The following is a 25,479-nucleotide window of genomic DNA, read 5'->3' on the forward strand; positions in this document are numbered from 1 at the left end:
AAATCGGATGGCGCCGCCTTCCTCACGGCGCTCGGGGCATTCGCGCAGGGCGCAATTCAGTCAGTTTACCGGCTACGTCGTCGCCGGCATCGGTGCCGTGGTCGGTGCCGTGCTGCTGGGCCTGTCGCTGTGGCAGCCGACCCTGTTCGGCAGTCTTCGCGGGGCCGCGAGCGACGTGGCGGCGCCGGCGGCTGAAGTGAACGGCGCGGCCCGTGCGGAATCGCTCGGCTTCATCGAAAGCGTGCAAGGTTATCTGCGCGCCGGAAGGCAGAATGCCGCCCTGAAGGAAGAGATGGAACTGGCCCGCATCCGGCTTTCGGAAGCGGCGGCGGTGAAACAGGAAAACCGCCGATTGAAGGGCCTGCTTCGGTTGCAGGAGGACGAAGTCCGGCCTGTCGCCGTGGCACGCCTCGTCGCCTCCACCGCTGCGAGCACGAGACGCTTCGCCTATCTGGCGGCAGGTTCCAATGACGGCGTGACGGTCGGCATGCCCGTAAGATCGCCGCGCGGCGTCGTCGGGCGCGTGCTGGAAGTGGCGCGCAATTCCTCTCGCGTGCTGCTGCTGACGGATAGCGAGAGCGTCCTGCCCGTGCGCCGCGCGCAGGACGAGACCGTAGCCTTTGCTGAAGGGCGCGGAGATGGACGCCTGCGCATCCGCCTGATCAATCTCGGCATCAATCCCCTGAAAATCGGCGATGTCTTCGTCACCAGCGGAGCCGGTGGATATTACCGCCCCGGCATCGCGGTCGCGGTGTTGAGCGAGAAAACCGAAGATGGCGGGATCGCACGCATCATCAGCGACCCTGCGGCGACGGATTTCGTATCCGTGGAGCCGATCTGGCAACCGGCTGCCTTGATCGGGGCGCGAACAGCACCCGACGAAGCGCTTAGCGAGAACGAAGAACTCATGCAGGACGCGGAAACTCCGATTGAAGGAGCGACAGCGGAGAACGCTGCAGCAGAACCGGAATGATCGCGCGGCTCAACCCTCGTTCCCGGCGGGATGCGTATGGAAGCCGCATCAATCGCGACCATTCGCCGCTGCTTGCCTATTCGGTGCCGTGGTTGACCATCCTGATCGGATCGCTCCTCCCCCTCATCCCCATGGCCTCTGCCATTCCGCTCATCCCGCCCATGGGGTTTCTGTTTCTTATCGCCTGGCGTCTCGTCCGGCCCGGCCTGTTGCCGATGTGGGCGGGCTTCCCGCTTGGCCTCTTCGACGATCTGTTCAGCGGACAGCCTTTTGGCAGCGCGGTATTCCTCTGGTCTGTGACCATGCTGGTCGTGGAGGGCATCGAGACGCGCTTTCCCTGGCGCAGCTTCTATCAGGACTGGCTCGTCGCCACGCTGCTGGTCGGCGCCTATCTGGTGTTTGCAGCCGTTTTCAGCGGGGCGGACATTGAGCTATCCGTCGCGATCGTCCTCATCCCCCAATATGTGCTATCGATCCTCGTCTTCCCGCTGGTCGCCCGCCTGGTCGCCAGACTGGATAGGTTCAGACTGCTGCGCGTACGGTCGGTGCGATGATTTTCGGAAAGCGCGGCAGGGAAGTAATTTCCTCATCAATATTGCAGAATCGGTTCGACCGGCGGACTTTCGCCCTGGGCGCCGTCCAGAGCGGGTTTGCGTTGCTGCTCGCAGGGCGGATGGGCTATATCGCCATTGCGGAAAACGAGAAGTACGAACTCGAGGCGGAGAGCAACCGCGTCAATCTCAGCCTGATCCCGCCGCGCCGTGGCTGGATACTCGACCGGAACAATGCACCTCTGGCATCCAACAGGGCCGATTTTCGCGTTGATGTCATACCCGAGCGCATGGCTGACCCCGAAGGTACGATAGACCAGTTGGCCGAACTCCTCGCCCTCGATCCGGCGCGGGTGGCGGATGTAAAGTCGAAGGTTGCCACAGCGCGGAATTACCAGCCGGTGGAGGTTGCAAGCGGCCTGGATTACGACCAGTTCGCCGCCGTCAGCGTGCGCCTGCCGGACTTTCCGGGCGTGGTTCCGCAGCGCGGTTTCTCCCGTTATTATCCCACCGGCCCCGCGGTTGGTCATCTGATCGGCTATGTCGGTCCAGCTTCGGCCGAGGAGTATGAGGAAGAAAACAATCCAATCCTGATTACCCCGGGGTACAAGATCGGCAAGGACGGGCTCGAGAAGCAATTCGAACAGCGCTTGCGCGGGGTTCCGGGCGCTCGGCGAGTTGAGGTTACCGCGGCGGGACGCATCGTTCGCGATCTCGCCACGCGCGAGGATGTGCAGGGCAATCCGGTTCGCACGACCATCGATGGGCCGCTGCAGGACTACGCAGCGCGGCGTCTGGGGCTGGAATCTGGTTCCGTGGTGGTGATGGACTGCAAGACGGGCGATCTGCTCTGCATGTCCTCCATGCCCAGCTTCGATCCCAACAGCTTTTCCGATGGCATTGGCAGCGTGGAATATTCCATGCTGCGCGAGGATGAGCGCGTTCCCCTTCGCAACAAGGTGCTGAAAGGCCTTTACCCGCCGGGTTCGACGGTGAAGCCGATGGTTTCGATGGCGTTCCTGGAAGCAGGGCTCGATCCTGCCGCAAGCGTATATTGCGGCGGCGGCCTCAGGGTCGGGAACCGGGTCTTCCGCTGCTGGAAACGCGGCGGTCATGGCACTGTCGATATGGCCAAGGGCATCTACCAGAGCTGCGACGTCTACTTCTATCACTTTGCGCAGCAGCTCGGCATGGATGTGATCGCGCCGATGGCGAAGCGCTGCGGAATGGGTCAGGAATTCCCGCTGCCAGTTACCAGCCAGTTCTACGGGACCGTGCCCGACCCGGCGTGGAAGATGCGCAAGTATGAGAGGGAATGGCAGCCCTTCGATACGGTGAATGCGACGATCGGCCAAGGGTACATGCTGGCCAGCCCGCTGCAGCTTGCCGTCATGGCGTCGCGCCTTGCGACAGGCAGCAAGCTGATGCCGCGCCTCATCATCAATCCGAACGATCCGACGCCGGCTTCGATGAACTTCAGTCCCGAGAACGTACGGATTATTCAGAACGCGATGTCCGACGTGGTAAATGGGCCGGGCACCGCCGGGCGCGCGCGCATCCCGATCGAAGGGGTGAACATGGCCGGCAAGACCGGCACCGCGCAGGTCGTCAGCCTAAGCCGAAGCGACGGCAAGACGGGTGACTGGAAATATCGCGACCACGGGCTGTTCATCTTCTTCGCGCCCTTCGACAACCCGCGCTACGCAGGCGCGGTCGTTATCGAACATGGCGGGGGTTCTGGTGCCGCCTATCCGATCGCCCGTGACGTGGTCACATTCATGTTCGACCCTCAGAAGGGGCTGGATGCACTTACTGCGCTTGAAAAGGAGTGGGGCGGCACGGCGCAGCAGCGGCTCAATTCCAAATATTCGGCCTATGCTGCGGCTGCAGGCGAAAGCGTCGAACCCGTGCCGCGCCGCGAGGCCGACATATTCGCCCGTGTCGATGCAGAGGCACGCGCGGCTGCCGAGCGGCCTGCCGCACTGGCGAACAGGCCCGCGACTCCCCGGCCCGAACCGGTGGACGAGGAGGGCTCTGCCGGACCGCCGCCGGGCACGGTCGTCACACCTGCAGCACCCACGACATGGGTTCGGTAATTCCAGCACCGGTAGCGCGGCAGCCCTGGATGATGCTGTTCCCGCTGGTCACGCTGATCGCTTTCGGTGCGGCGGTGCTCTATTCCGCAGCCGGCGGCAGCATGCAGCCTTATGCGCAATCGCACCTGATCCGTTTCGCAGTGTTCCTGGTGATGGCTGCGATCATGACCCGGTTTACCCGCGAATGGGTCAAATTTCTTGCCTATCCTATCTATGCCGTCGTCCTAATCCTCCTCATTGCCGTGGAAGCGATCGGTGCGATCGGCGGAGGCAGCCAGCGCTGGCTCAACCTCGGATTTATCGTTCTGCAGCCGTCGGAACTCATGAAACCCGCCATCGTGCTGGCGCTTGCGCGCTTCTACGACACGCTCCCGCCCGGCATGACCGGCACATGGCGAGCCATCGTGCCCGCCGGATTGCTGCTGGCGGCGCCGGTCTGCCTGGTGTTGTTGCAGCCTGATCTCGGCACATCGCTGGCGCTGGTATTCGGAGGCGTAGTGGTTATGTTTCTGGCCGGCCTGCCCTTGCGCTGGTTCGTACTGGGTGCGGTTGGCGCAGCAATTGCAGCGCCGCTGGCCTTCTTCTTCGGGTTACAGGAATATCAGCAGCGCCGGGTCTTTACTTTCCTCGATCCTGAAAGCGACCCGCTTGGCTCGGGATATCACATCACGCAATCCAAGATCGCGATCGGATCGGGGGGCCTGAGCGGTAAAGGCTTCAACGAAGGTTCGCAGAGCCATTTGAACTACTTACCCGAACCGCATACCGACTTCGTGTTTTCGACAATGGCCGAGGAGTGGGGCCTGATCGGCGGCCTTGTCGTGATCGGCATATTCGTGCTGATCCTGGGATGGGGCCTGCGGGTGGCACGCCGATCGACCGACCGCTTCGCATCCCTGCTGGCGGCAGGAATGGTCGCCACGATCTTCTTCTATGTCGTCATTAATCTGATGATGGTGATGGGCCTTGCTCCGGTCGTGGGCATCCCCCTGCCCTTCATGAGCCACGGTGGTTCGTCGATGCTCACCAACATGCTCTGCATCGGCGCCTTGATGATGATCAACCGGTGGAACCATGGCCAGCGCGGGCGAACCTTTTCGAGCTGAAGCGAAAAAATACCGCACCACCCCTTCCATCATGCAATCGCCGCGTTATATGCAGCGCCTGCCCGGCGACGGGCCTGATTCGCCCATCCGCTGCAAGGCGCAGGCAATCTCGTGGACGCATAGCTCAGTTGGTAGAGCAGCTGACTCTTAATCAGCGGGTCCTTGGTTCGAACCCAAGTGCGTCCACCATTTTCGTCTTCGATGTACAAGATCCTGCGGCACCTGGGGATGGCCTCCTCCACTTTCGCGTTTTTGAGCATGCCTTTCCAGGTCTGGCCCTGCGGCCGCGCCTGTTTCTCACCTTTGAGCGAACGCGCGGACCTATAGGATGGCGTCTGGTGAGACTGCGCGCCCGCGATACGCTTCATAATTGATGCACTAACTGGAACGGAAGAAAACCCGGCTTCTCGGAACGATGCGCGTTTTCGATGTGTTGCATAACAGAAGCGGTCGATCCTTGTCGGCTCTTGATCTGCCCTTGAAAGCAACATGTTGAGCATCGATGACTCCAGGCAAACCGATCATCATACCACGTCACCCCGCGAAGCGTGCAGGTGGCGACCGTCTGCCATTGGGAGAGCGCGCAAGGCTTGTGAACGAGGAGATCAGCCCTGCGGTTGAGGGCGGTCATTTCCCTGCCAAGCGCACCGTTGGTGACATTGTAACTGTCGGAGCAACGATCTTCGCGGACGGACACGAGCAGCTTGCAGCTGAACTGCGCTGGCGGGCCGTCGATGAGAAAACGTGGCATCGGGTGGAAATGTACCAGCTGCCGAACGACCGCTGGACAGCTGAGTTCACGCCCGAAAGGATGGGGCGGCATGAATTCGTGGTCGAGGGTTGGCTCGATCTGTTCGGCGGGTTCCGTCGCGATTTCGTCAAGAAACGGGAAGCGGGTGTCGATCAGCCGGTCGATCAGGCCGAAGGTCGCGCCTTGATCCAGCAAGCTGTCGATTCAAGCAAGGGCAAGCTCGCCACGACGCTGAAGAAAAGATTGGCGACTATCGAAAAGGCGGATGGCGACGCAGGCGCAGCTTTGCTGATGGATGATGAACTCGCGAAACTGATGCGAGAAGCAGATGCGCGGCCGCACGCCCTGTGCTCTGCGCCGCAGATGCTGGACGCCGAGCGCGAAGCTGCACGCTTTTCAAGCTGGTACGAACTGTTCCCTCGGTCGATGACCGACGACCGGGAGCGCCATGGCACATTTGCCGATGTCATCGACCATTTGCCGCGCGTGCGAGCCATGGGCTTCGATACCCTGTATTTCCCGCCCATCCACCCGATCGGCAAGACAAACCGCAAGGGTCCGAACAACACCCTCACCCCTCAGGAAGGCGATCCGGGCAGCCCTTACGCCATCGGCAGCGCCGAAGGAGGGCATGATGCCATTCATCCCGAACTCGGCTCATTCGAGGATTTCGACAGGCTGGTTGCGGCCGCGGCGGATCACGGGCTTGAGATCGCGCTGGATTTCGCCATCCAGGCCTCACCCGACCATCCGTGGCTGACGGAGCATCCCGGCTGGTTCGCATGGCGTCCTGACGGTAGCATGAAATATGCCGAGAATCCGCCGAAGAAGTATCAGGACATCGTGAACGTCGATTTTTACGGACCGGATGCCGTTCCCGGACTTTGGGAAGCGCTGCGAGATGTCGTGCTATTGTGGGTCGACCACGGGGTGAAGACCTTCCGCGTGGACAACCCGCACACGAAGCCCCTGCCCTTCTGGGAATGGATGATCGCCGAGGTTCGCGCGCAGCATCCCGATGTCATCTTCCTCTCCGAAGCATTTACCCGGCCGACCATGATGTACCGGCTGGCCAAGATCGGCTTCAGCCAATCCTACACCTATTTCACCTGGCGCAACGAGAAGCAGGAGCTGATCAATTACATCGAGGAACTGACCACGGAAGCGCCGAAGGACTTCTACCGCCCGCATTTCTTCGTCAACACGCCCGACATCAACCCCGCTTTCCTGCAGACCGGTGGACGCCCTGCCCACCGTATACGCGCGGTGCTTGCCTCGACCCTGTCCGGGCTGTGGGGCGTCTATTCAGGCTTCGAGCTCTGCGATGCCACCCCGCTCGGCCCCGGAAAAGAGGAGTATCTCGATTCCGAAAAGTTCGAGATCCGCCCCCGCGCATGGCGCAGCGACAATGACATCGTGGATGACATCACGCGGCTGAACCAGCTTCGGCGGGACAACGCGGCGTTGCAGACCCATCTCAACACGAAGTTCTATTCTGCCGACAATCCCAACATCATCTGGTACGGCAAACCTTCGCCCGCTGCCGAGGATCAAGCCTGCGCAGAAATGATCGCGGTCATGGTCAGCATGGACCCGCATAACGCGCATGAATGCCACTTCGATGTTCCGCTGTGGGAATTCGGCCTGTCTGACGATGGCACCGTCGCTGTCGAAGACCTGTTCGGCGGCTACCGCTTCGAATGGCACTGCAAGGTGCAGCACATCCGCCTCGATCCGGACGAACCGTTCCGCGTCTGGCGCATCTCCGTACCGGGAGTACATACATGAACGACCAGCAGCCGCTGACCTCCAGCGCCACGATAACCGGCTCCGACGATCCTTACTGGTACAAGGATGCGGTCATCTATCAGCTTCACGTCAAAAGCTTCTACGACGCGAACAACGACGGCATCGGCGATTTCGCCGGACTGATCGAGAAGCTCGACTATGTCGCAGACCTCGGTGTGACCGCGATCTGGTTGCTGCCTTTCTACCCCTCCCCGCGCCGGGACGACGGGTACGACATCGCCGAATACCGCGATGTCTCGCCCGATTATGGAACGATGGACGACGCGCGCGCCTTCATCGAAGCGGCGCATCAGCGCGGTATCCGGGTCATCACCGAACTGGTGATCAATCACACCAGCGATCAGCATCCCTGGTTTCAGGCCGCGCGCAAGGCACCGCCGGGCAGCCCGGAGCGTGATTTCTACGTTTGGTCTGACGACGACAAGCTTTATTCCGGCACGCGCATCATCTTCCTCGACACAGAGAAGTCGAACTGGACCTGGGATGAAGAGGCTGGCGCCTATTTCTGGCACCGCTTCTATTCGCATCAGCCGGACCTTAATTTTGAAAATCCGCAGGTGCTTGCCGAAGTGCTTTCGGCCATGCACTTCTGGCTGGATGCAGGCGTGGACGGGCTGCGCCTCGACGCCATCCCCTACCTCATCGAACGCGACGGCACCTCGAACGAGAACCTGCCGGAAACCCACGATGTCCTGAAGAAGATCCGCCAGGATCTCGACGCCCATTACGAGGGCAAGATGCTGCTGGCGGAGGCCAACATGTGGCCCGAAGATACGCAAGCCTATTTCGGAGGCGAACCGGGCGGCACCAGCAGCGAATGCCACATGGCGTTTCATTTCCCCCTCATGCCGCGCATGTATATGGCCGTCGCGCAGGAAGACCGCTTCCCGATCACCGACATCATGCGGCAGACGCCGGACATTCCGGAAGACGCACAATGGGCCATCTTCCTGCGCAATCATGACGAACTGACGCTGGAAATGGTCACCGATGCGGAGCGTGACTATTTGTGGAACACCTATGCCGCAGACCGGCGCGCGCGCATCAATCTCGGTATCAGGCGCCGCCTCGCACCGCTGATGGAACGCGACCGGCGGCGCATCGAATTGATGAATGCGCTGCTGCTCACCATGCCCGGCACCCCGGTGCTGTATTACGGCGACGAGATCGGCATGGGCGACAATATCTTCCTTGGCGACCGCGACGGGGTGCGAACACCGATGCAATGGTCGCCGGATCGCAACGGCGGCTTCTCCAAGGCCGATCCTGCCAGCCTCACCCTGCCCGCAATTCAGGACCCGCTCTATGGATACGAAGCCGCGAATGTCGAGGCGCAGGAGCGCGACCGGCACTCCCTGCTGAACTGGGTCAAGCGGATGCTGGCCGTGCGCAAGGATCATCACACCTTCGGCCGCGGCAGTCAGACCTTCCTCCGTCCGGCTAATCGCCGCATCCTCGCATACCTGAGGCAGCACGAAGGCGAAACGATCCTTTGCGTCGCCAATCTGTCGCGCACCGCACAGGCGGTCGAGCTCGATCTGCACGAATTTGAAGGCCGCGTGCCGGTCGAACTGACCGGCGGGACCACATTCCCCAAGCTGGGCAAGCTGCCCTATCTCCTGACGCTGCCGCCTTACGGCTTTTTGTGGTTCGAACTGACCGACGAGGCCGAAGCGCCCGAATGGGCGAGCGCTGCACCCGATGCCGAGGTTGAACGCCACACCTTCGTTCTTCGCCCGCATCTGGACGACATTGCGAAGGGGCAGAACCGGCATGTGCTCGAGGGCGACATACTGCCCGACTACATTCCTCATCGCCGCTGGTTCGGTGCGAAGGACGAGGCAGTGGAAAGCGTCAAGCTGGAAAGGCTTACCTCCCTGCCCGCTGCCGAAGACCTGCTTCTGGGCGAAGTGAGAGTGGAGACCGAAAGCGGCTCGGCATTGTACTCGCTGCCATTCGGAATCGCGTGGGAGGGGCAGCAGCATGGCCCCTTTGCCTCCAATCTCGCCATGGCACGCGTGCGCCGCGAACGTCATGTCGGCCTTCTGACCGACGGCTTTGCGCTCGCCGGCTTTGCCGATTCGGTCGTCAGCGCCGTTCGCGACGGTGTTGAGACGAAGAGCGAAGGCGGGCTGCTCCGTTTCGAGAAGACTGCTGCCTTCGACCTGGACTCCGATGCCGAGCCTGAATGGCTGGCCGCCGAACAATCGAACAGCACGATGGTTCTGGGCCAGCAGGCAGTTCTGAAACTGCTTCGGAAGCTGGCACCCGGTGAACATCCCGATGCCGAGATGATCGACTATCTGGTGAAGAACGGTTTCGCCAATGTCCCGGCCATCTTCGGAACGGTGAAGCGGGTTTCCGAAGGCGAGGAAACGCTGATCATGCTGTTGCAGGCCTTCGTTCACAACCAGGGTGACGGATGGCAATGGACCTTGGGAGCGCTGGAGCGGCTCGTGACAGATACCGACTGGAGCTTCAGCAATTACGAGAACTTCGCTTCCAATCTCGGCAAGCGCCTGCGCGAGATGCACGATGTGCTCGGCGGCGACACGGACGAGACTGCTTTCGCACCCGAGGTCACGACGTTAGAAGATGCCGACAAGCTGGGCGGGCGGATCAAGGGGCAGTTCGACACCGCTCTGGAACGTCTGCGCGGGGTTTCGGGCAATGACGAAGTCGCCGACCTCGCCGAAAAGCTGACCGCGAGCCGCGATGACCTGATCGAGCGGATCGGCGAAGTCGCACGCCATGCCAAGGACCGCAAACGCACGCGAATTCACGGCGATCTGCACCTGGGGCAGGTGCTGGTGACGGGCAGCGATGTCATGATCATCGATTTCGAGGGCGAGCCGACCAAGCCTCTGGCTGAGCGGCGCGCCAAGGATCTGCCTGCGCGCGATGTAGCGGGCATGGTGCGCTCCTTCGACTATGCCGCGGCAAGGGCGGAGCGCGGCCGCGCCGCGGGTGCCGACACCTGGGAAGCTCGCGCCGAAGAAGGCGCGGCGATCTTCCGCGAACGTGCGGTAGAGGCCTTCCTGAATGGCTATGGCGGCGGTCGGGACCCGGACGCATTGCTCGACCTGCTTCTGCTTGAAAAGGCCGCTTACGAAGTGACCTATGAAGCCGCAAATCGCCCCGACTGGATCGGCGTCCCTGCTGCCGGTCTGGCCCGCGCTGCCGAGCAACTGCTTTCCGGAGAAGACGAATGACCGCATCCGACGCCCTGCTGGGCACCGCTGCCGCAGCGCTTCTGGAAGGCCGCCTTGATGACCCTTTCGCTCTGCTCGGCCCTCATGAAGCGGACGGCAAGATCACCGTGCGCACCTTTCAGCCCGGGGCTGAAAAGGTTGAACTGATCGGGCGGAAGAAGGGCGCAGCCCTCGGCAAAATGGAAGAAGCCGCGTCCGGCATGTTCGTTGGACAACTGAAGAAAAAGCAGGACTACGCGCTGCGCATCACCTGGCCCGGCGGGTCGGAGCAGGTGACGGAGGATCCCTATTCCTTCGGCACCGTCATCGGCGATTACGATCTCCACCTGTTCAGTGAAGGCCGACACCTGCAGCTGGCGAATGTCTTCGGCGCACAGCCAAGGCAGATGGACGGCGTTTCAGGCGTGGCGTTCTCTGTCTGGGCGCCCAATGCGCGGCGGGTTTCAGTGATTGGCGATTTCAACATGTGGGATGGGCGGCGCCACCCCATGCGACTGCGGCATTCCGCTGGCATTTGGGAATTGTTCGTCCCGAGGCTGGGTGCAGGCGAGCTTTACAAATTCGAGATTGCGGGCGCAGACGGCAACATCCACGAAAAAGCCGATCCTCTTGCGCGCGCAACCGAATTGCCGCCCGGTACGGCCTCGATCATCGCACCCTCCCCGCATTTTGCCTGGAGCGACGACACTTGGATGCAGGAGCGAACCGCACGGCATGCTCCCGATGCGCCGATCGCCGCCTATGAGGTTCATGCAGCGTCATGGATGACAGATGAGGATGGCGGGCCGCTCGACTGGCAGGCCATGGCGCAGAAGCTGGTGCCCTACGTCGTGCAGATGGGCTTCACCCATATCGAGTTGATGCCGATCATGGAGCATCCCTTCGGCGGATCGTGGGGTTACCAGCCGCTGTCCCAATTTGCGCCTTCGGCCCGTTTTGGCTCGCCCGCGGATTTCGCCGGATTCGTTGATGCGTGTCACCGCGCCGGCATTGGCGTCATCCTCGACTGGGTTCCCGCCCATTTTCCCACCGATGCACACGGTTTGGCGCAATTCGATGGTACGCCGCTTTACGAACATTCCGATCCAAAGGAGGGCTTCCACCAGGACTGGAACACGCTGATCTACAATCTGGGTCGGAACGAGGTGTCCGGCTTTCTCCTGGCAAGCGCGATCTGGTGGCTCGAAACCTTCCATATCGATGGCCTGCGCGTCGATGCCGTCGCTTCGATGCTCTATCGCGATTATTCAAGGGAACACGGCGAGTGGGTGCCCAATGTGCATGGCGGGCGTGAGAACCTGGAATCGGTCGCCTTTCTGAAGGCGATGAACGAGGCTGTTGCAGAGCGCTGCCCCGGCGCGATGACGATTGCCGAGGAATCGACAGCGTGGCCGGGCGTTACTGCGCCGGTTTCCGATGGCGGGCTGGGATTCAGCTACAAATGGAACATGGGCTGGATGCACGATACGCTGCAGTATATCGAACGCGACCCGGTCCATCGTGGCTGGCATCACGGGGAACTCACCTTTCCCATGGTTTATGCCTGGTCCGAAAAATACGTGCTGCCGATCAGCCATGACGAGGTCGTGCACGGCAAGGGAAGCCTGTGGAACAAGATCCCGGGCGACCGCTGGCGCAAATTCGCCAACCTCCGATCATACCTTGCCTTCATGTGGACCCAGCCCGGCAAGAAGCTGCTCTTCATGGGCTGCGAACTGGGCATGGAGAAGGAGTGGAACCACGACGAATCCCTGCCATGGCATCTGCTGGAACAGGCCGATCACGCATCCGTCCAGAACGTGCTGCGGGACCTGAACCGGCTGTATGCCGATGAGGCGGCGCTTCACGCCCGCGATTGCAATCCCGAAGGCTTCTCGTGGATCGTCGGTGACGATGCGCGCAACAGCGTCTTCTCCTTCGTGAGAAGGGCGGAAGGACATGATCCGATCGTCGCTGTCTTCAACATGACGCCCGAACCGCGCCACGCCTACCGAATGGGTCTGCCGAAGGCTGGCAAATGGCAGGAAATACTCAACACCGACGCGATGGATTACGGAGGCGGCAACATCGGCAATTCGGGCGCGATCGAGGCTGATGATCAGGCGTTGCACGGGCAGCCTGCCTCCGCCGAACTGACCCTGCCCCCCCTCGGCGCAGTGCTGCTGAAACCCGGAGTGAAGAACCAGTGATGCCGATCCCCGACCGGCTCGAAGCCGGATCCGCCTACCCGCTCGGCGCGCATTTCGACGGTTTGGGCGTCAATTTCGCGGTGTTCTCGGCCAATGCCGATTCCATAGATTTGTGCATTTTCGACCCGAGCGGAAAGCGGCAGATCGCCTGCCTCCCGCTGCCCGAATGGACGGACGAGGTCTGGCATGGCTATCTGCCCGGGGCGAAACCCGGCCTGCTCTACGGCTTCCGCGCACACGGGCCTTACGAGCCCGAAAAGGGGCACCGGTTCAACCCGCACAAGCTGCTGCTCGATCCTTATGCGAAAAAGCTTTCGGGCAATCTGCGCTGGACCGATGCGCTGCACTCCTATCGTGTACGCTCCAGCCGCAAGGACATGAGCTATGACAAGCGGGACAGCGCTGCCGCCATGCCCAAGGCCGTCGTTACCGCCGAAGCGTTCGACTGGACAGGCGATGTCCGGCCGAACACGCCCTGGACGGACACGGTCATCTACGAAGCCCATGTGAAGGGCCTCACGCAATTATTGCACGATGTGCCCTCTGCCGAACGCGGTACCTATTCCGCCCTCGCCCACCCGAAAGTCATCGAGCATCTGCAACGCATCGGTGTCACCGCGCTCGAGTTGCTGCCCATCCATGCCTTCGTGCAGGACCGGCGGCTGCAGGAAGCGGGGCTGGCGAATTACTGGGGCTATAACACCTTGTCGTTCTTCGCGCCGGAGCAACGTTACCTGGCCGGCGGCGATGCGGACGACTTGCGCATCGCCATCCGCCGCCTGCACGCTGCCGGGATCGAGGTCATCCTCGACGTTGTCTACAACCACACCGCCGAGGGAAGCGAACTCGGCCCGACATTCAATCTGCGCGGGCTGGATAACGCGACCTACTACCGCCTTGTCGAAGGGGAGCCGCGCTATTGCGTGAACGACACGGGCACCGGCAACACCTTGGACCTGTCGCACCCCCGGGTTTTGCAGATGGTGGCTGACAGTCTGCGCCACTGGGCGACGAGTTACCGCGTGGACGGCTTTCGTTTCGACCTTGGCGTTACACTTGGCCGCGACGGCAACAATGGTTTCGATCCGCGTTCGGGTTTCTTCGACATCCTGCGGCAGGATCCGGTGCTGAATGGCCTCAAGCTGATCTCGGAGCCGTGGGATATCGGACCCGGTGGTTATCAGCTGGGCAACCACCCTCCCGGATTTGCCGAATGGAATGACAAGTTCAGGGATTCCACTCGCAGGTTCTGGCGCGGCGATGCCGGTATGCGGCCCGAATTCGCCCGCCGCATCGCAGGATCCGCCGATCTGTTCGACCGCCGCGCCCGCCGACCCTGGGCCAGCATGAATTTCGTTACGGCTCACGATGGCCAGCCCTTACGCGACGTCGTGACCTATGAAATGAAGCGCAATGAAGCCAATCAGGAGGGCAATCGCGACGGTCATTCCGAAAACTACAATTGCAACTGGGGCGTAGAAGGCCCAACCGACGACCCTGCGGTGGAGGAAATCAGGAGCCGCGTTGCCCGTTCCATGCTGACGACCCTCTTTGCCTCCCTCGGCACGCCCATGCTGCTCGGCGGCGACGAATTCGGGCGCACGCAGGAAGGCAATGACAACGCCTACTGCCAGGATAATCCCATCAGCTGGTTTTCCTGGGATCAGCTGCAAAGCGAACAGGGGCGCGCCTGCAGCGATTACGTTGCCCGGCTCGCTGAGATGCGCCGCACGTATCCGCTCATTCGCGCCAACCGCTTCCTGCACGGCGATGTGGAAGTGGCAGAGGGCATTCTCGACATTGACTGGTTTGACGAGCGCGGAGAGCACCTCAGTCCCGACGACTGGCACAATGAACAGGGCCGCGCGCTGGTGATGCGCCGGGCGCGCCGCTTGCCGGATGGTGAGATCGAAGCGGTGACGATGCTGATGAATGCGGGCGGCAAAACACTGACCTTCCGTCTGCCACCGCCAGCGCAATTATTGCGCAAGCTGGTGATCGACAGCGCCAATCCCCGCGCGCCCGAGAGCGAAGTAACCGACACTATCGAGGTCGAGGACCGCGCCGTCAAAGTCGTCGTCGGGACGGGAAGAATCGATTGATGCAGATGCGCTGGGGCCCGGAACTGCTCGGCAGGGATCGAGCGCTCTTCCGCATCTGGGCACCCGATGCCGCGACGATGCAGCTGGAGCTTCAGGTTTCCGGCTCCATGGCCATGCAGCCGCAAGGGGACGGCTGGTTCCTGGCAGAAGCAGCGGCTGTCGAAGGCACGCGCTATCGATTCCGCACTGCTGAGGGCCTCGCCGTCCCGGACCCTGCCTCACGACTGCAGGACGGCGGCGCGCATGGATGGAGCGTGCTGGTCAATCCCGATGGCTACGCTTGGCAGGAACCCGGCTGGAACGGCCGCCCGTGGGAAGAGACGGTGATCGAGGAAGTCCATGCTGGTCTGCTCGGCGGTTTCGCTGGCGTCGCAGACCGCTTGCCCGAACTTGCCGAGAATGGTGTAACGGCCATCGAACTCATGCCCGTCGGGGCATTTTCCGGCTCGCGGAATTGGGGTTATGACGGGGTGCTGCCCTATGCCGTGGCCGCAAGCTATGGATCGCCTGATGCCCTGAAGGCTCTGGTGGACCGCGCCCATTCGCTTGGCCTGATGGTTTTCCTCGATGTCGTCTACAATCACTTCGGACCGGACGGGAATTACCTTGGCGCCTACGCCAGCGGGTTCTTCGACCGGGATGCCGATACGCCGTGGGGCGAAGCGGTTGCGGTGACGAAGCAGCCGGTGCGGCGCTTCTTCATCGACAATGCTCTGATGTGGCTGGACGAGTATCGGCTCGACGGACTGCGCTTCGATGCGGTGCATGCCATTGCGGATGACGAATTTCTCGATGTGATGGCCCGTGAGATCCGGCAGCGGCTGCCGGGCCGCCATATCCACCTGATGCTCGAGAACGAGGCGAATGATTCTGACCGGCTGCAGCCGGATCTGTATGACGCGCAGTGGAATGACGACTTCCACAACACGCTGCATGTCCTGCTGACGGGCGAGACGGAGGCGTATTATGAAGGTTTCGCCGACGATCCAACGCAAAAGCTCGCGCGGTGCCTTGCCGAAGGATTTGTCTATCAGGGCGAAACGCCGCCCGGCTCCGATCACCCGCGCGGCAAGCCGAGCGGTGATCTGCCGACAACGCGTTTTATCTCGTTCCTTCAAAACCATGATCAGACCGGCAACCGCGCCTGTGGAGAGCGGCTGACGCTACTGGCAGAGCATGAGCGTTTACGCGCCGCGACTGCCCTGCTGCTGCTGTCTCCGCAGATTCCGATGATCTTCATGGGCGACAGCGTGGGCAGTCACTCGCCTTTCCTGTTCTTCACCGATTTCGAGGACGAATTGGCTGACGCCGTTCGCGAAGGACGGCGCGGTGAATTTGCAAATTTTGCGGCGTTCTCGGACGAGGCTGCGAGACAGCGCATTCCCGATCCAAACGAAATCGCGACCTTCAAGAATTCGCATCCTTTGCCCGGGTCACGCGTGGACGAATGGCGCGCGTTCTATGGCCGGCTTCTCTCCATTCGGCATGATTCGATAGTACCCAGGCTGAAGAATGCCAGAGGCCTGGAAGCGCAGGTTCTTGGTTCTGGCGCAGTCGCGGCACTATGGGAGTTGGGCGACGGCGCGCAATTGGCGATCGCCCTGAACATAGGCAAAGATGCGGTCCACTTTCCGGCAGCAAGAGGAACTCTCCTGTTCTCGCTCGGAGATGCGGGTGCCCCGGCCAGCTTTCGCGCGGAGATCGTCGAATGACTGCACTGCATGAACTCGCTGCCGAAGCTGGCCTGCAGATCGAATGGGAGGATGCCGCCGGGTCTCCCCAGCGCGTCAGTGACGACAATCTCGTGCGCGTATTGTCGGCACTCGGATTCGAAGCGCAGAACGATGCGCAGATAAAGGATAGCCGGCGGGCCTGCCTTGAGGAAAAGCAGCGGCGCACCTTCGTCTCAGCTCGGCGCAACACGAGCTTCGCCTTGCCTGATGGCTGGGACAGCGGCGCGGTCGATCTGGCGCTGGAGGGCGGGACCGTGCTGTCCTTGAATCTTGAGGAGAAGGATGGCCGGGTCTGGGCCCCGCCCATCTCGGAAGTCGGCTATCATGTTTTCCGCAGGCAGGATCGGGAATTGAGAATTGCCATCGCGCCGGAGCGCTGCCTCGGCATTCACGATCTGTCCTCGCGGCGGCGTATCTGGGGTCCTGCGGTGCAGATTACGTCGCTACAAGGCGAACACGAGCGCGATTTCGGCGACTTCGGCACTCTGCGCAGCGCCGTGCAGCAGTTCGGCCAGAAAAGTTCAGCGGGGGCGGTGGCGATTAGCCCGACGCATGCGCTGTTTCCCGCCGATAATTCACGCTTCAGCCCCTATGCACCGTCGAGCAGGCTTTTTCACAACATACTGCTTGGTGATCCGGGCCTCATTGGAAGGCCGGTCCCGCCAGTCTCGCCCGAGGAGTTGATCGACTGGGAGAATGCCATTCCGGCGCGGATTGCGGCCCTTCGTGCAGCCTTCGACGGGATTGATGCAGATGTGCGTGCGAAGGTCAGCGCCTACGCCGAGAAGATGGGCGACCAACTGGAGCAACACGCGATCTTCGATGCGCTTCATGCACACTTTTTCGCCTCGGGCGCACGCGGATGGCAGGATTGGCCTGCCGAATATCATGACCCTGCGAGTGATGCAGTTGCTCAATTTGCCGAACAGCACCGGTCAGAGGTCGACTTCTTCGTGTTTGCACAATGGCTGGCCGCGGCGAGCCTCGATGCAGCACAGCAGGACGCATGCGAGGCTGGCATGCCGGTCGGCCTGATCGCCGACCTGGCCGTCGGCATGGATGGTGGCGGCAGTCACGCGTGGAGCCGCCCCGGCGATTTGCTGAAAGGCCTTTCCGTCGGTGCCCCGCCCGACCTGCTCGGTCCTGATGGGCAGGATTGGGGGCTCACGACTTTTTCGCCCGCTGCATTGCAGCGCAACTTTTTTGAACCGTTCATCGCGACGCTGCGGGCGGCGCTCGACCATGCTGGCGGGATTCGTATCGATCATGCGCTCGGGCTCAACCGCCTGTGGGTAGTGCCTCATGGCGGCAGCCCTGCGGATGGCGCTTATCTTCACTACCCGCTGGAGGACATGCTGCCCATTCTTGCCATCGAATCGCACCGGGCGAACGCCGTGGTCATCGGCGAGGATCTGGGCACCGTACCGCCGGGGCTGCGCCAGCAGCTTGAGGCGGCGCATGTCCTCGGCATGCGTGTCATGTGGTTCGAGCGTGAAAGCGGCGGCGGCTACATTCCGCCCTCCGATTGGCAGGAACAGGCAGCGGCGATGACGGGCACGCACGATCTGCCGACCATTGCCGGATGGTGGAAAGGGCGGGACATCGACTGGACATGGGCACTCGGGCGATCGTCTGGCCACGGAAGCGAGGCCGAGGCGCATGTCGCGCGTGCCGGTGAGCGAACGGCACTTTGGGACGCATTGAGGTCCAGCGGCGCAGCAGCGGGGCCGCAGCCAGATATCGACACGCCTGCTCCGGTAATAGAGGCTATCCTGCGCCATGTCGCTCTTACGCCTTGCGAACTCGCGATCATTCCGCTGGAAGATATCATCGGCCTCGTCGAACAGCCGAACTTGCCGGGGACGACCGATCAGCATCCGAACTGGCGGCGGCGCATGCCCGCTTCCACTAAGGACCTGCTTGCGCGTCCTGAAGTGGCGCGCCGACTAGCCAATCTGGATTTGAGCCGGCCATGACACCTCGGGCGACATATCGGCTGCAGTTCAACCGTGATTTCCCGTTCTCGGCGGCGCAGGATATCGTCCCCTATCTCGACGATCTGGGCATCAGCCACATCTACGCCTCGCCAATCACCACAGCCGTGCCCGGTTCCCAGCACGGCTATGACGTGATCGACCCCAAAATCGTCAATCCCGAACTCGGCGGAGAGGATGACTTGCGCGGCCTCGTCAAGGCGTTGCGAGCGCGCGGTATGGGCCTCATCATCGACATTGTCCCCAATCACATGGGCGTGGCGGACGGTCACAATACCTATTGGAACGATGTGCTCCGCAATGGCGAATCGAGTGAATACGCGCATTGGTTCGACATAGACTGGCGGCAACCCATCTTGCTGCCGGTTCTCGGCGCTCCGCTTGAAAAGGCGCTCGGCGCGGGCGACATCAGGATCGATCGGAGCGAAAGCGAACCGGCGCTGCTGCTCTACGGCAGCTACCGCATTCCTCTCCGCCCAGATCGTGAGGAGCAACTGCCCACTACGGACGATCCGCAGGCTTTGGCCGCGCTGCTGGACAAGCAACACTACCGCCTCGGCTGGTGGCGACAGGCCAATGACGAACTGAACTGGCGACGCTTTTTCACGATCAACGAATTAGCGGGATTGAGAGTGGAAGATGACGATGTCTTCGACCAGACTCACGCGCTCTACTTCCGCCTTTGGCGACAAGGCCTGATCGACGGCGTCAGGGTCGATCACGTGGATGGGCTCAGCGACCCTGCCGCTTACTGCCGCAAGCTGCGCGAGAGCTTTGCCGCACTGCCCCGCGACTTGGGCGCGCCGCAGGGGCCGGCCTATATCGCCATCGAGAAAATACTGGCGCCTGGTGAAGCCTTGCCGAACGATTGGGGTGTCGACGGGACGAGCGGCTATGACTTCATGGAGCAAGTATCCGCGGTGCTGCACGACCCAGAGGGCGGCGATGATCTGCAGCGCCTCTGGCACGACTTCAGCGGAAGATTGCCAAGCTTCGAGCAAGAGGAACTGCAGGCGCGGCAGGACATGCTTTCCTGGGCCTTCGACGGGCAGCTCGGCGCGTGTACCGTAGCCTTCGTCACGCTGGCGCGCAGCACTCCTGAAGCTTCCGGATGGACTCCCGCGATGATCCGCCGTGCAATTTCGCGGCTGCTCTGGGTATTTCCCGTATATCGTACCTATGGCACCGGCTTCGATGCGCCGGATGGAGATGCCGCTGTCAGGGAGCAGGTGCTCGAAGACGCGGCACGGTTCACGCCTCCCGGCGAGGCTGAAGTGTCAGATTACATCCTCCGCTGTCTGGCCGGAGAATGCGACGGTGACGCCGATGCGGCAACCGAGGCCGTTCGCCGGTTTCAGCAACTGTCTGCACCCATTGCGGCGAAGGCGGTCGAGGATACGGCGTTCTACCGCTACGCGCCCTTGCTCTCCCGTCTGGACGTTGGCTTCGATGCCGGGATGATGGCGAGTTCGATCGATCACTTCCACGAGGCATGCTCGAGCCGATTGCGGCATTTCCCACGCGCAATGCTCGCGACAGCGACTCATGATCACAAGCGCGGGGAAGATGTGCGAGCCCGGCTGGCGGTACTTTCCGCCATTCCGCAGGTCTGGCGGCAGGAGGTTGCCAGATGGGACGAGATAGCAGACGGAGCGTCCAGTGATGTCGCTTCTGCGGATCGTTACGCGCTTTACCAGATGGCTTTCGGATGTTGGCCAGAGAACTTGGCACCAGATGACCGAGCAGGCCTCGAAGCCTATGCCAGGCGCCTGATCGCGTGGCAGGGGAAGGCTCTGAGGGAAGGCAAGCTGCGCTCGTCCTGGGTCATGCCGAACAAGACTTACGAAGCTGCCGCAGCCGCCTTTGCCGAACGGTTACTCGATCCTGAAGGTGCTGGCAGTTGCACGGCCTCCATTCACGCGTTCATCAACCGGACTGATGTCGCGACAAGTACGAACATTCTTGCCCAGGCTGGATTGCATTTCACCGCGCCCGGGGTGCCGGATTGCTATCAGGGTTGCGAATTGCCTGATTTCAGCATGGTCGATCCCGACAACAGGCGTCCAGTAGATTTCGCACTGCGCGAGAAGGAGTTGAGCGAAGATCATTCACCGCCGGCCAAACTGGAGCTCATTTCCACGTTGCTGCGACTGCGCCGCGACACCCCGGACCTGTTCGCGCACGGAACTTACAAGCCGGCCTTGGTAAGGGGCGATCGCAGCGATCACGTACTCGCGTTCGAACGGCGAGGGGAAAGTGCAATCCTTCGCTTCGCTTGCACCCTGCGCTGCGCTGCGCCCTTGGTGGAAACCGGCATGAACACTCCGGGAGCGGAGTGGTGGGGCGATACCGAGGTGTCGTTTGCATCGGATAAGCAGCCGATTTCAGCGGCTGCCTTGTTCAGGAACTCACCCGTCCATGTAGAACTGATTAATTTGAATTCAGATTAGCATGCAGCCGCCTTTGGGCGAGCGGCGTGCCCTAGACAGGCAATCTATTGGAAGTGATCTTTCGACCAGCTGATTTTCCAATATGTCTCAGGATGGCTTTTGACGGTGCAGAGATTGCGCCCATCCCGCCACAGCTCGGCCGCATGCCGGCGGCCTTCGCGATGGGCTGCCATCAAGGCGGGGAATGCGTCGCTGGCTTCGAACCGCAGGCTCTTTGCCGGCCTTTCGCCTTCTTGCGCAAATTTAAGCAAATAAACATGCTTGCCGCGCGTTTTCTCGGCAATGCTTCCGATGCTCCTCGGAACACTTAGAAAATTGCTGCTCACCATCAGCTTTTCCTCTCTACCTGCAATATTGGCAGCAGAGAGCAAGGTTATGCAACAACATGCATCAAGTTGCGCTGGCAATCCGGCACATCAGCCGGAGGGAGGTTTATTTCTTATCCGCATAAGTTGCGATTTCGCCCGGCATACGCAGCATCTTGTCCACCTCGCTGGCGTGTACTTCTTCTGCATAGATCATCTTGCGGGCGTATTCTTCGAGCGTCACCGACTTTCCGCTCGTGGCCTCCAGAAGGTCGCGGTAAAGATCGAGTGCTGCGCTTTCAGCCTCCAGCGACTCTCGCAGAATGGCGGCGATGTCGTGATTGTGCGTTTCGAGCAGCGGGCCGATATTCAGCGATGGATGTTCGCCCAAGAGGGTGATCATCTCGCCGGCCTCCTGCGCATGGACCAGAGATTCGTCAGCCTGTCCCCTCAGCCAGGAAACGATCGGGATCCGGTTGAAGCCGAAAACAAGAAAGGAATAGTGCGTATATCGCACCACTCCCGCGAGTTCCTGTTCCAGTATCTTGTTCAGAAGGCCGACTACGCGTTCCTTGTCGATGCCGTTCATCATCACTGCCTCTCTGATGTTTATGCGGTGTTCCCGCCCGGATAGCGGGGAAACTAAAGAGCCCAGCAATCCTCGTCAAAACAATTAGGTTTCAGAAAGACCGAACACGACTGCATCGAGGGCGGAGTGACCTGATCATGTTTGCGCGTCCGCCGCGTAACGATCAGGTCCCATCTCACAAGCCTCACTGCCGTTCGGCACGCTGGTCGTAATTGATCACCGCCTGCACCGTGTTCTGCATTAGCTGCATACGTTGCGGTATGGGGCGGCTTGTTCGGCCGATCGTGACCGCAACGGAATAGTGACGCCCATCTGGCGATGTGACCAGGCCCACATCATTGTAGCCTGCTTGCGCACCTTCGAAGACCTGTCCCGTGCCTGTCTTGTGGGCAATCGACCAGCCCGGAGCGAGGCCGCCCTTGAGCCGCCTGGGGCCGCTGCGAGTTCTGCTCAGAATGGAAAGTAGAAGATCGGTCGAAGCGGGCGACAGAAGTTCGCCCTTCTGCAATCTGGCAAGAGCATCCGCTATCCCGACCGGGATAGCTCCGTCGATCGGGTTCTTGAGATAGCTCTCGAACGCCTGTTCGCGGGTTTCCACCGGCACCTCGCCCCTGGCATCGTGAAAACCGGATTTTATGGAATATTCCTGCTTCCAGTCGAGACCGGCGATGCGACTTTGCAGTTTCCGTTCGCCTGGCCCGAAGCGGATGCCGCCCATGTTCTTTTCCGCGAGTATCTTGCGCACGACGTCCGGCCCGCCGATCTCACGCAGGAGAAAATCGTTCGCCGTATTGTCGCTTCGCATGATCGCGCGCTCCAGCAGGTCACCGAGGGTCGTCGTATAACCATCCGATCGCAGGATCAGCGTCCGGACAGGCTGGTAGAAAAGCGTCAGATCTTCTTTGCCGAGAGTGACTTCTTTCGAAAGGTCGAGCTTACCCCGATCGACGAGGTCAAGCGCCGCAACGGCGACCCATAGCTTGCTGACGCTTTGCTGCGGGAAGAACTCGTCACCCCTGTGATGCGCTGTCCAGCCGCGAGCCAGATCGCGAACGGCAATCCCGACTTCGCCGTCGAAATCATCCGCCAGGCGATCGAGTTCATCGTCGAGCCGCTCTTCGGCTTCGCTTTCTGCCGGACGAGGAGATGGGTCCTCGATACGAGAAAGTGCTTCAGTCGACGAAACCTCCTGCTCAGGTGTTCGGTCAATAGCTTTTGTTCGCTCGCGGCCCTCGGCCATGCGCGTCTCCGAACTATCTTCTGCAGCACATGCAGGCAGCAGCAGCGCCGCCGTCAAGATTATCTGCATGAATGGGCGGGCGGGCCTTGCTTGCCGGACGCTTGAATTGGCATTCGCATGGAAAGATTTTTCTGGTGACAGTAGACTGATCATCGTGCGGGTGGTTTCTCCGGCGGAGTTTCCTGGCTGGAATTCTGCTCTTCATTTCTGCAGTTCGGGCGCGAAATTCGCGAATGCCGTATCTTGGCTCCAGACGCGTCGAAGCACTGCTCGCTTCAACGCAGAGGCTTGATGGTGGACTGCGTGTTTGCGCAGCTTCTGATCTACGCCTCGAAATCAGGACGGATGCTGCCTAAGCTTTCCGTTTCAGCAGACCTGCTGTTCCGGCAGCAATCGCCAGCAGGCCAATGGCTGTGGCGGCGGGGTTCATCCGCATCTTGGTATACAGGCTCGTGCTGCGCATACCGGTCGTCTGGTTGCCGTAGATTTCGCCTTCGGCACCGCTCTTGTGAAAGCCGCCGTCGCTCTTGCGCTTGGGCTGATCCCTCAGCGCTGTTGCGAAGAAGGCCTTCTCGAAAATGTGATCCGCCAGACCCGGCGCGAGATTGGCGAGCAGGGTCATGGCCCGGCCGGCTCCCCCGACGATCATGTCGCGCACGGGATTTTCCGCGGCGTTGCACACGGCTTCTGCCACGATCCTGGGGTCGTAAACGGGCGGCGGCACCTGGGCGCGCCCGTCAGCTTCGTTCAGGGCGTGCTTGCTGAAGGGCGTGTTGATGCCGCTTGGCTGAATCAGCGTGACCGACACCGGCGCATCTTCGTGCATCAGTTCCAGTCGCAATGAGTCGATGTAACCTTTCACCGCATATTTGCTGGCAGTGTAGGACGACAGCAAGGGCGCAGGCATCTGGGAAGAAATCGACCCCATGGTGATCAGAGCGCCCCCGCGCTTCTTCAGGTGCGGAAGGGCTTCGGTCGCGCAATGGACCACGCCCCAGTAATTGGTTTCGAAAACCTGGCGATGATCTTCATCGTCAAGCTCTTCCAGCTTGGAATAGACGGCCACACCGGCGTCGCTGACCCAGGTATCGAAGCCGCCATGGCGTTCAATGATGGTTTCGACCGCGCTGCGAACCTGCTCACGCGAGCCGACGTCGGCGACGACGTAATCACACCTGCCGCCCGCCGTGCGAACCTTCGAAGCAGCCGTCTTCAAGCCATCCTCACCCCGCGCGAGAATGACCACATTGGCCCCTTCCCGCGCAGCGCGTTCGGCAGTCGCCAGGCCGATGCCTGATGAACCACCGGTAATCACAATTGTCTGTTCGTTCAGCGGCTTGAGATGCATTTGCGGGCTCCGAGAGAATTACGTTTCTTGTAAACTGAAATTCCCGGCGTGCCTTTCGTTCCGAGAATGTTCTGGACCTGTCCAGGGCAAGGGCGTGCCGGCTCCGAAGGGGCTTCGCCTCTTCCTGTCTCAGGGCTCCCCCTATCTCAGATTGCAGCGAAGGCTTTCGCAGCACGAGGACTTCGTCTAGCGCTGCTCACCTCCACAGCACCAAACCGAAAGCTTTCGATGGCCAAGTTCCTTATCGTGGAAGCGCGCTTCTATAATCATCTCAACGATATGCTCATCGCAGGCGCAAGAAGCGCTCTGGAAGCAGCAGGTCACGAGGTCGAGGTGTTGACCGTACCGGGGGCGCTCGAATTACCGGGAGCGATTTCGCTGGCGGTGGATAGTGAGGAATATGCGGGCTTTGTCGCCATCGGCGTGGTGATCCGTGGCGAAACCTACCACTTCGAAATCGTCGCCGGTGAAAGCGCGCGCGGCATCATGGCGCTGTCCATGGACGGTATCGCGATCGGCAATGGCATCCTGACAGTGGAGAACGAGGAGCAGGCGCTCGAACGGGCCGATCCTGCAAGAAAGAACAAGGGCGGCGAAGCTGCCGAGGCAGCGCTCGCCTTGCATGATCTGCAAAGCCGCTTCACCAGATGATCGTCGGCTGCGCTCGCACTAAGCTTTCGACTGGAACCAGGTCATGAACGGGCCGCTCGAATGGCTCGCCGCGATCGGAACCATGGTGGCTGCCGGCCTGATTGCCGCCGACCTGGGCCGCCGGGCCACCGGCTGGGGCTTCGTCCTTTTCAGTGTCGTGGCCGTAATGTGGGTGGTGTCCGGCCTGACGAGCGATGCGATGCCGATTGCTGCAATGAACGGCATACTCCTGCTCATCAACCTGTGGGGAGTTTGGCAGTATCTCTTGAGCCCCAAGAACCGCAGGGTGTTGGAGCGGATGGAGAAGATCGAGCACGACGTCGAAGAGGAAGTCGAGGAAGAGATGGAGGAGGAGAAACGTTGAGGCTCCTCTCCCCCGA

17 protein-coding genes and 1 tRNA gene are annotated in these 25,479 nt (G+C 61.2%); 14 read left to right on the forward strand and 4 right to left on the reverse strand.

Features of this window, described 5'->3' with window-relative positions; translation table 11 throughout:
• The first annotated feature begins 7 nt into the window (after positions 1-7).
• The 12 genes from mreC (at position 8) to treY (ending at position 20,966) form a co-directional block, all read left to right on the forward strand.
• The gene (gene mreC, locus G7A66_RS01795; protein ID WP_174293997.1) at positions 8-973 is read left to right on the forward strand and encodes a rod shape-determining protein MreC; all 966 of its coding nucleotides are present in this window, start codon (positions 8-10) and stop codon (positions 971-973) included.
• Positions 970-1,527 (forward strand): rod shape-determining protein MreD, encoded by a 558-nt coding sequence (mreD, locus tag G7A66_RS01800; protein ID WP_174293998.1) that lies wholly within the window; start codon positions 970-972, stop codon positions 1,525-1,527. The genes mreC and mreD overlap by 4 nt, the downstream gene beginning before the upstream one ends.
• Complete coding sequence (gene mrdA, locus G7A66_RS01805) at positions 1,524-3,620, forward strand: penicillin-binding protein 2 (protein ID WP_174293999.1); 2,097 nt, start codon at positions 1,524-1,526, stop codon at positions 3,618-3,620. Before mreD ends, mrdA begins: the two co-directional genes overlap by 4 nt.
• A complete protein-coding gene (gene rodA / locus G7A66_RS01810) occupies positions 3,608-4,726 on the forward strand; it encodes a rod shape-determining protein RodA (RefSeq protein WP_174294000.1) in 1,119 nt (372 codons plus the stop codon). The genes mrdA and rodA overlap by 13 nt, the downstream gene beginning before the upstream one ends.
• A 113-nt stretch (positions 4,727-4,839) precedes the next feature.
• Positions 4,840-4,915 (forward strand) — tRNA-Lys (locus tag G7A66_RS01815).
• Positions 4,916-5,228: 313 nt separating this feature from the next.
• Positions 5,229-7,265, forward strand: coding sequence for an alpha-1,4-glucan--maltose-1-phosphate maltosyltransferase (locus tag G7A66_RS01820; protein ID WP_174294001.1), 2,037 nt, complete (start codon positions 5,229-5,231; stop codon positions 7,263-7,265).
• Positions 7,262-10,498, forward strand: coding sequence for a maltose alpha-D-glucosyltransferase (treS, locus tag G7A66_RS01825; RefSeq protein WP_174294002.1), 3,237 nt, complete (start codon positions 7,262-7,264; stop codon positions 10,496-10,498). Before G7A66_RS01820 ends, treS begins: the two co-directional genes overlap by 4 nt.
• Positions 10,495-12,687, forward strand: coding sequence for a 1,4-alpha-glucan branching protein GlgB (gene glgB, locus G7A66_RS01830; RefSeq protein WP_174294003.1), 2,193 nt, complete (start codon positions 10,495-10,497; stop codon positions 12,685-12,687). Before treS ends, glgB begins: the two co-directional genes overlap by 4 nt.
• Positions 12,687-14,789, forward strand: a complete 2,103-nt coding sequence (gene glgX / locus G7A66_RS01835) for a glycogen debranching protein GlgX (protein WP_174294106.1) — start codon at positions 12,687-12,689, stop codon at positions 14,787-14,789. The genes glgB and glgX overlap by 1 nt, the downstream gene beginning before the upstream one ends.
• The gene (gene treZ, locus G7A66_RS01840) at positions 14,789-16,501 is read left to right on the forward strand and encodes a malto-oligosyltrehalose trehalohydrolase (protein WP_174294107.1); all 1,713 of its coding nucleotides are present in this window, start codon (positions 14,789-14,791) and stop codon (positions 16,499-16,501) included. Before glgX ends, treZ begins: the two co-directional genes overlap by 1 nt.
• A complete protein-coding gene (malQ, locus tag G7A66_RS01845) occupies positions 16,498-18,498 on the forward strand; it encodes a 4-alpha-glucanotransferase (RefSeq protein WP_174294004.1) in 2,001 nt (666 codons plus the stop codon). Before treZ ends, malQ begins: the two co-directional genes overlap by 4 nt.
• Positions 18,495-20,966 carry a malto-oligosyltrehalose synthase gene (treY, locus tag G7A66_RS01850; protein WP_174294005.1) on the forward strand — a complete coding sequence of 824 codons (2,472 nt, stop codon included), beginning with the start codon at positions 18,495-18,497 and terminating at the stop codon, positions 20,964-20,966. The genes malQ and treY overlap by 4 nt, the downstream gene beginning before the upstream one ends.
• 44 nt (positions 20,967-21,010) lie before the next feature.
• Here the strand turns inward: treY and G7A66_RS01855 are convergent, their stop codons facing one another.
• The 4 genes from G7A66_RS01855 to G7A66_RS01870 form a co-directional block, all read right to left on the reverse strand.
• Entirely contained in the window at positions 21,011-21,337 is a 327-nt protein-coding gene (locus tag G7A66_RS01855) for a hypothetical protein (RefSeq protein WP_174294006.1), read from the reverse strand.
• Between the two features lie 61 nt (positions 21,338-21,398).
• Entirely contained in the window at positions 21,399-21,860 is a 462-nt protein-coding gene (locus G7A66_RS01860; RefSeq protein WP_174294108.1) for a ferritin-like domain-containing protein, read from the reverse strand.
• Positions 21,861-22,044: 184 nt separating this feature from the next.
• Complete coding sequence (locus G7A66_RS01865) at positions 22,045-23,169, reverse strand: serine hydrolase (protein WP_174294007.1); 1,125 nt, start codon at positions 23,167-23,169, stop codon at positions 22,045-22,047.
• 283 nt (positions 23,170-23,452) lie between these two features.
• Positions 23,453-24,448: an SDR family oxidoreductase gene (locus G7A66_RS01870; protein ID WP_174294008.1), complete on the reverse strand. Its 996-nt coding sequence runs from the start codon at positions 24,446-24,448 to the stop codon at positions 23,453-23,455.
• Positions 24,449-24,676: 228 nt separating this feature from the next.
• Between G7A66_RS01870 and ribH the strand changes: the two genes are divergently transcribed.
• Both ribH and G7A66_RS01880 read left to right on the forward strand, forming a co-directional pair.
• Positions 24,677-25,099, forward strand: a complete 423-nt coding sequence (gene ribH, locus G7A66_RS01875) for a 6,7-dimethyl-8-ribityllumazine synthase (protein ID WP_174294009.1) — start codon at positions 24,677-24,679, stop codon at positions 25,097-25,099.
• 43 nt (positions 25,100-25,142) lie between these two features.
• The gene (locus tag G7A66_RS01880) at positions 25,143-25,463 is read left to right on the forward strand and encodes a hypothetical protein (RefSeq protein ID WP_174294010.1); all 321 of its coding nucleotides are present in this window, start codon (positions 25,143-25,145) and stop codon (positions 25,461-25,463) included.
• Positions 25,464-25,479 lie beyond the last annotated feature (16 nt).

The organism is Alteripontixanthobacter muriae (genome assembly GCF_013336795.1).
Lineage (GTDB): Bacteria > Pseudomonadota > Alphaproteobacteria > Sphingomonadales > Sphingomonadaceae > Pseudopontixanthobacter > Pseudopontixanthobacter muriae.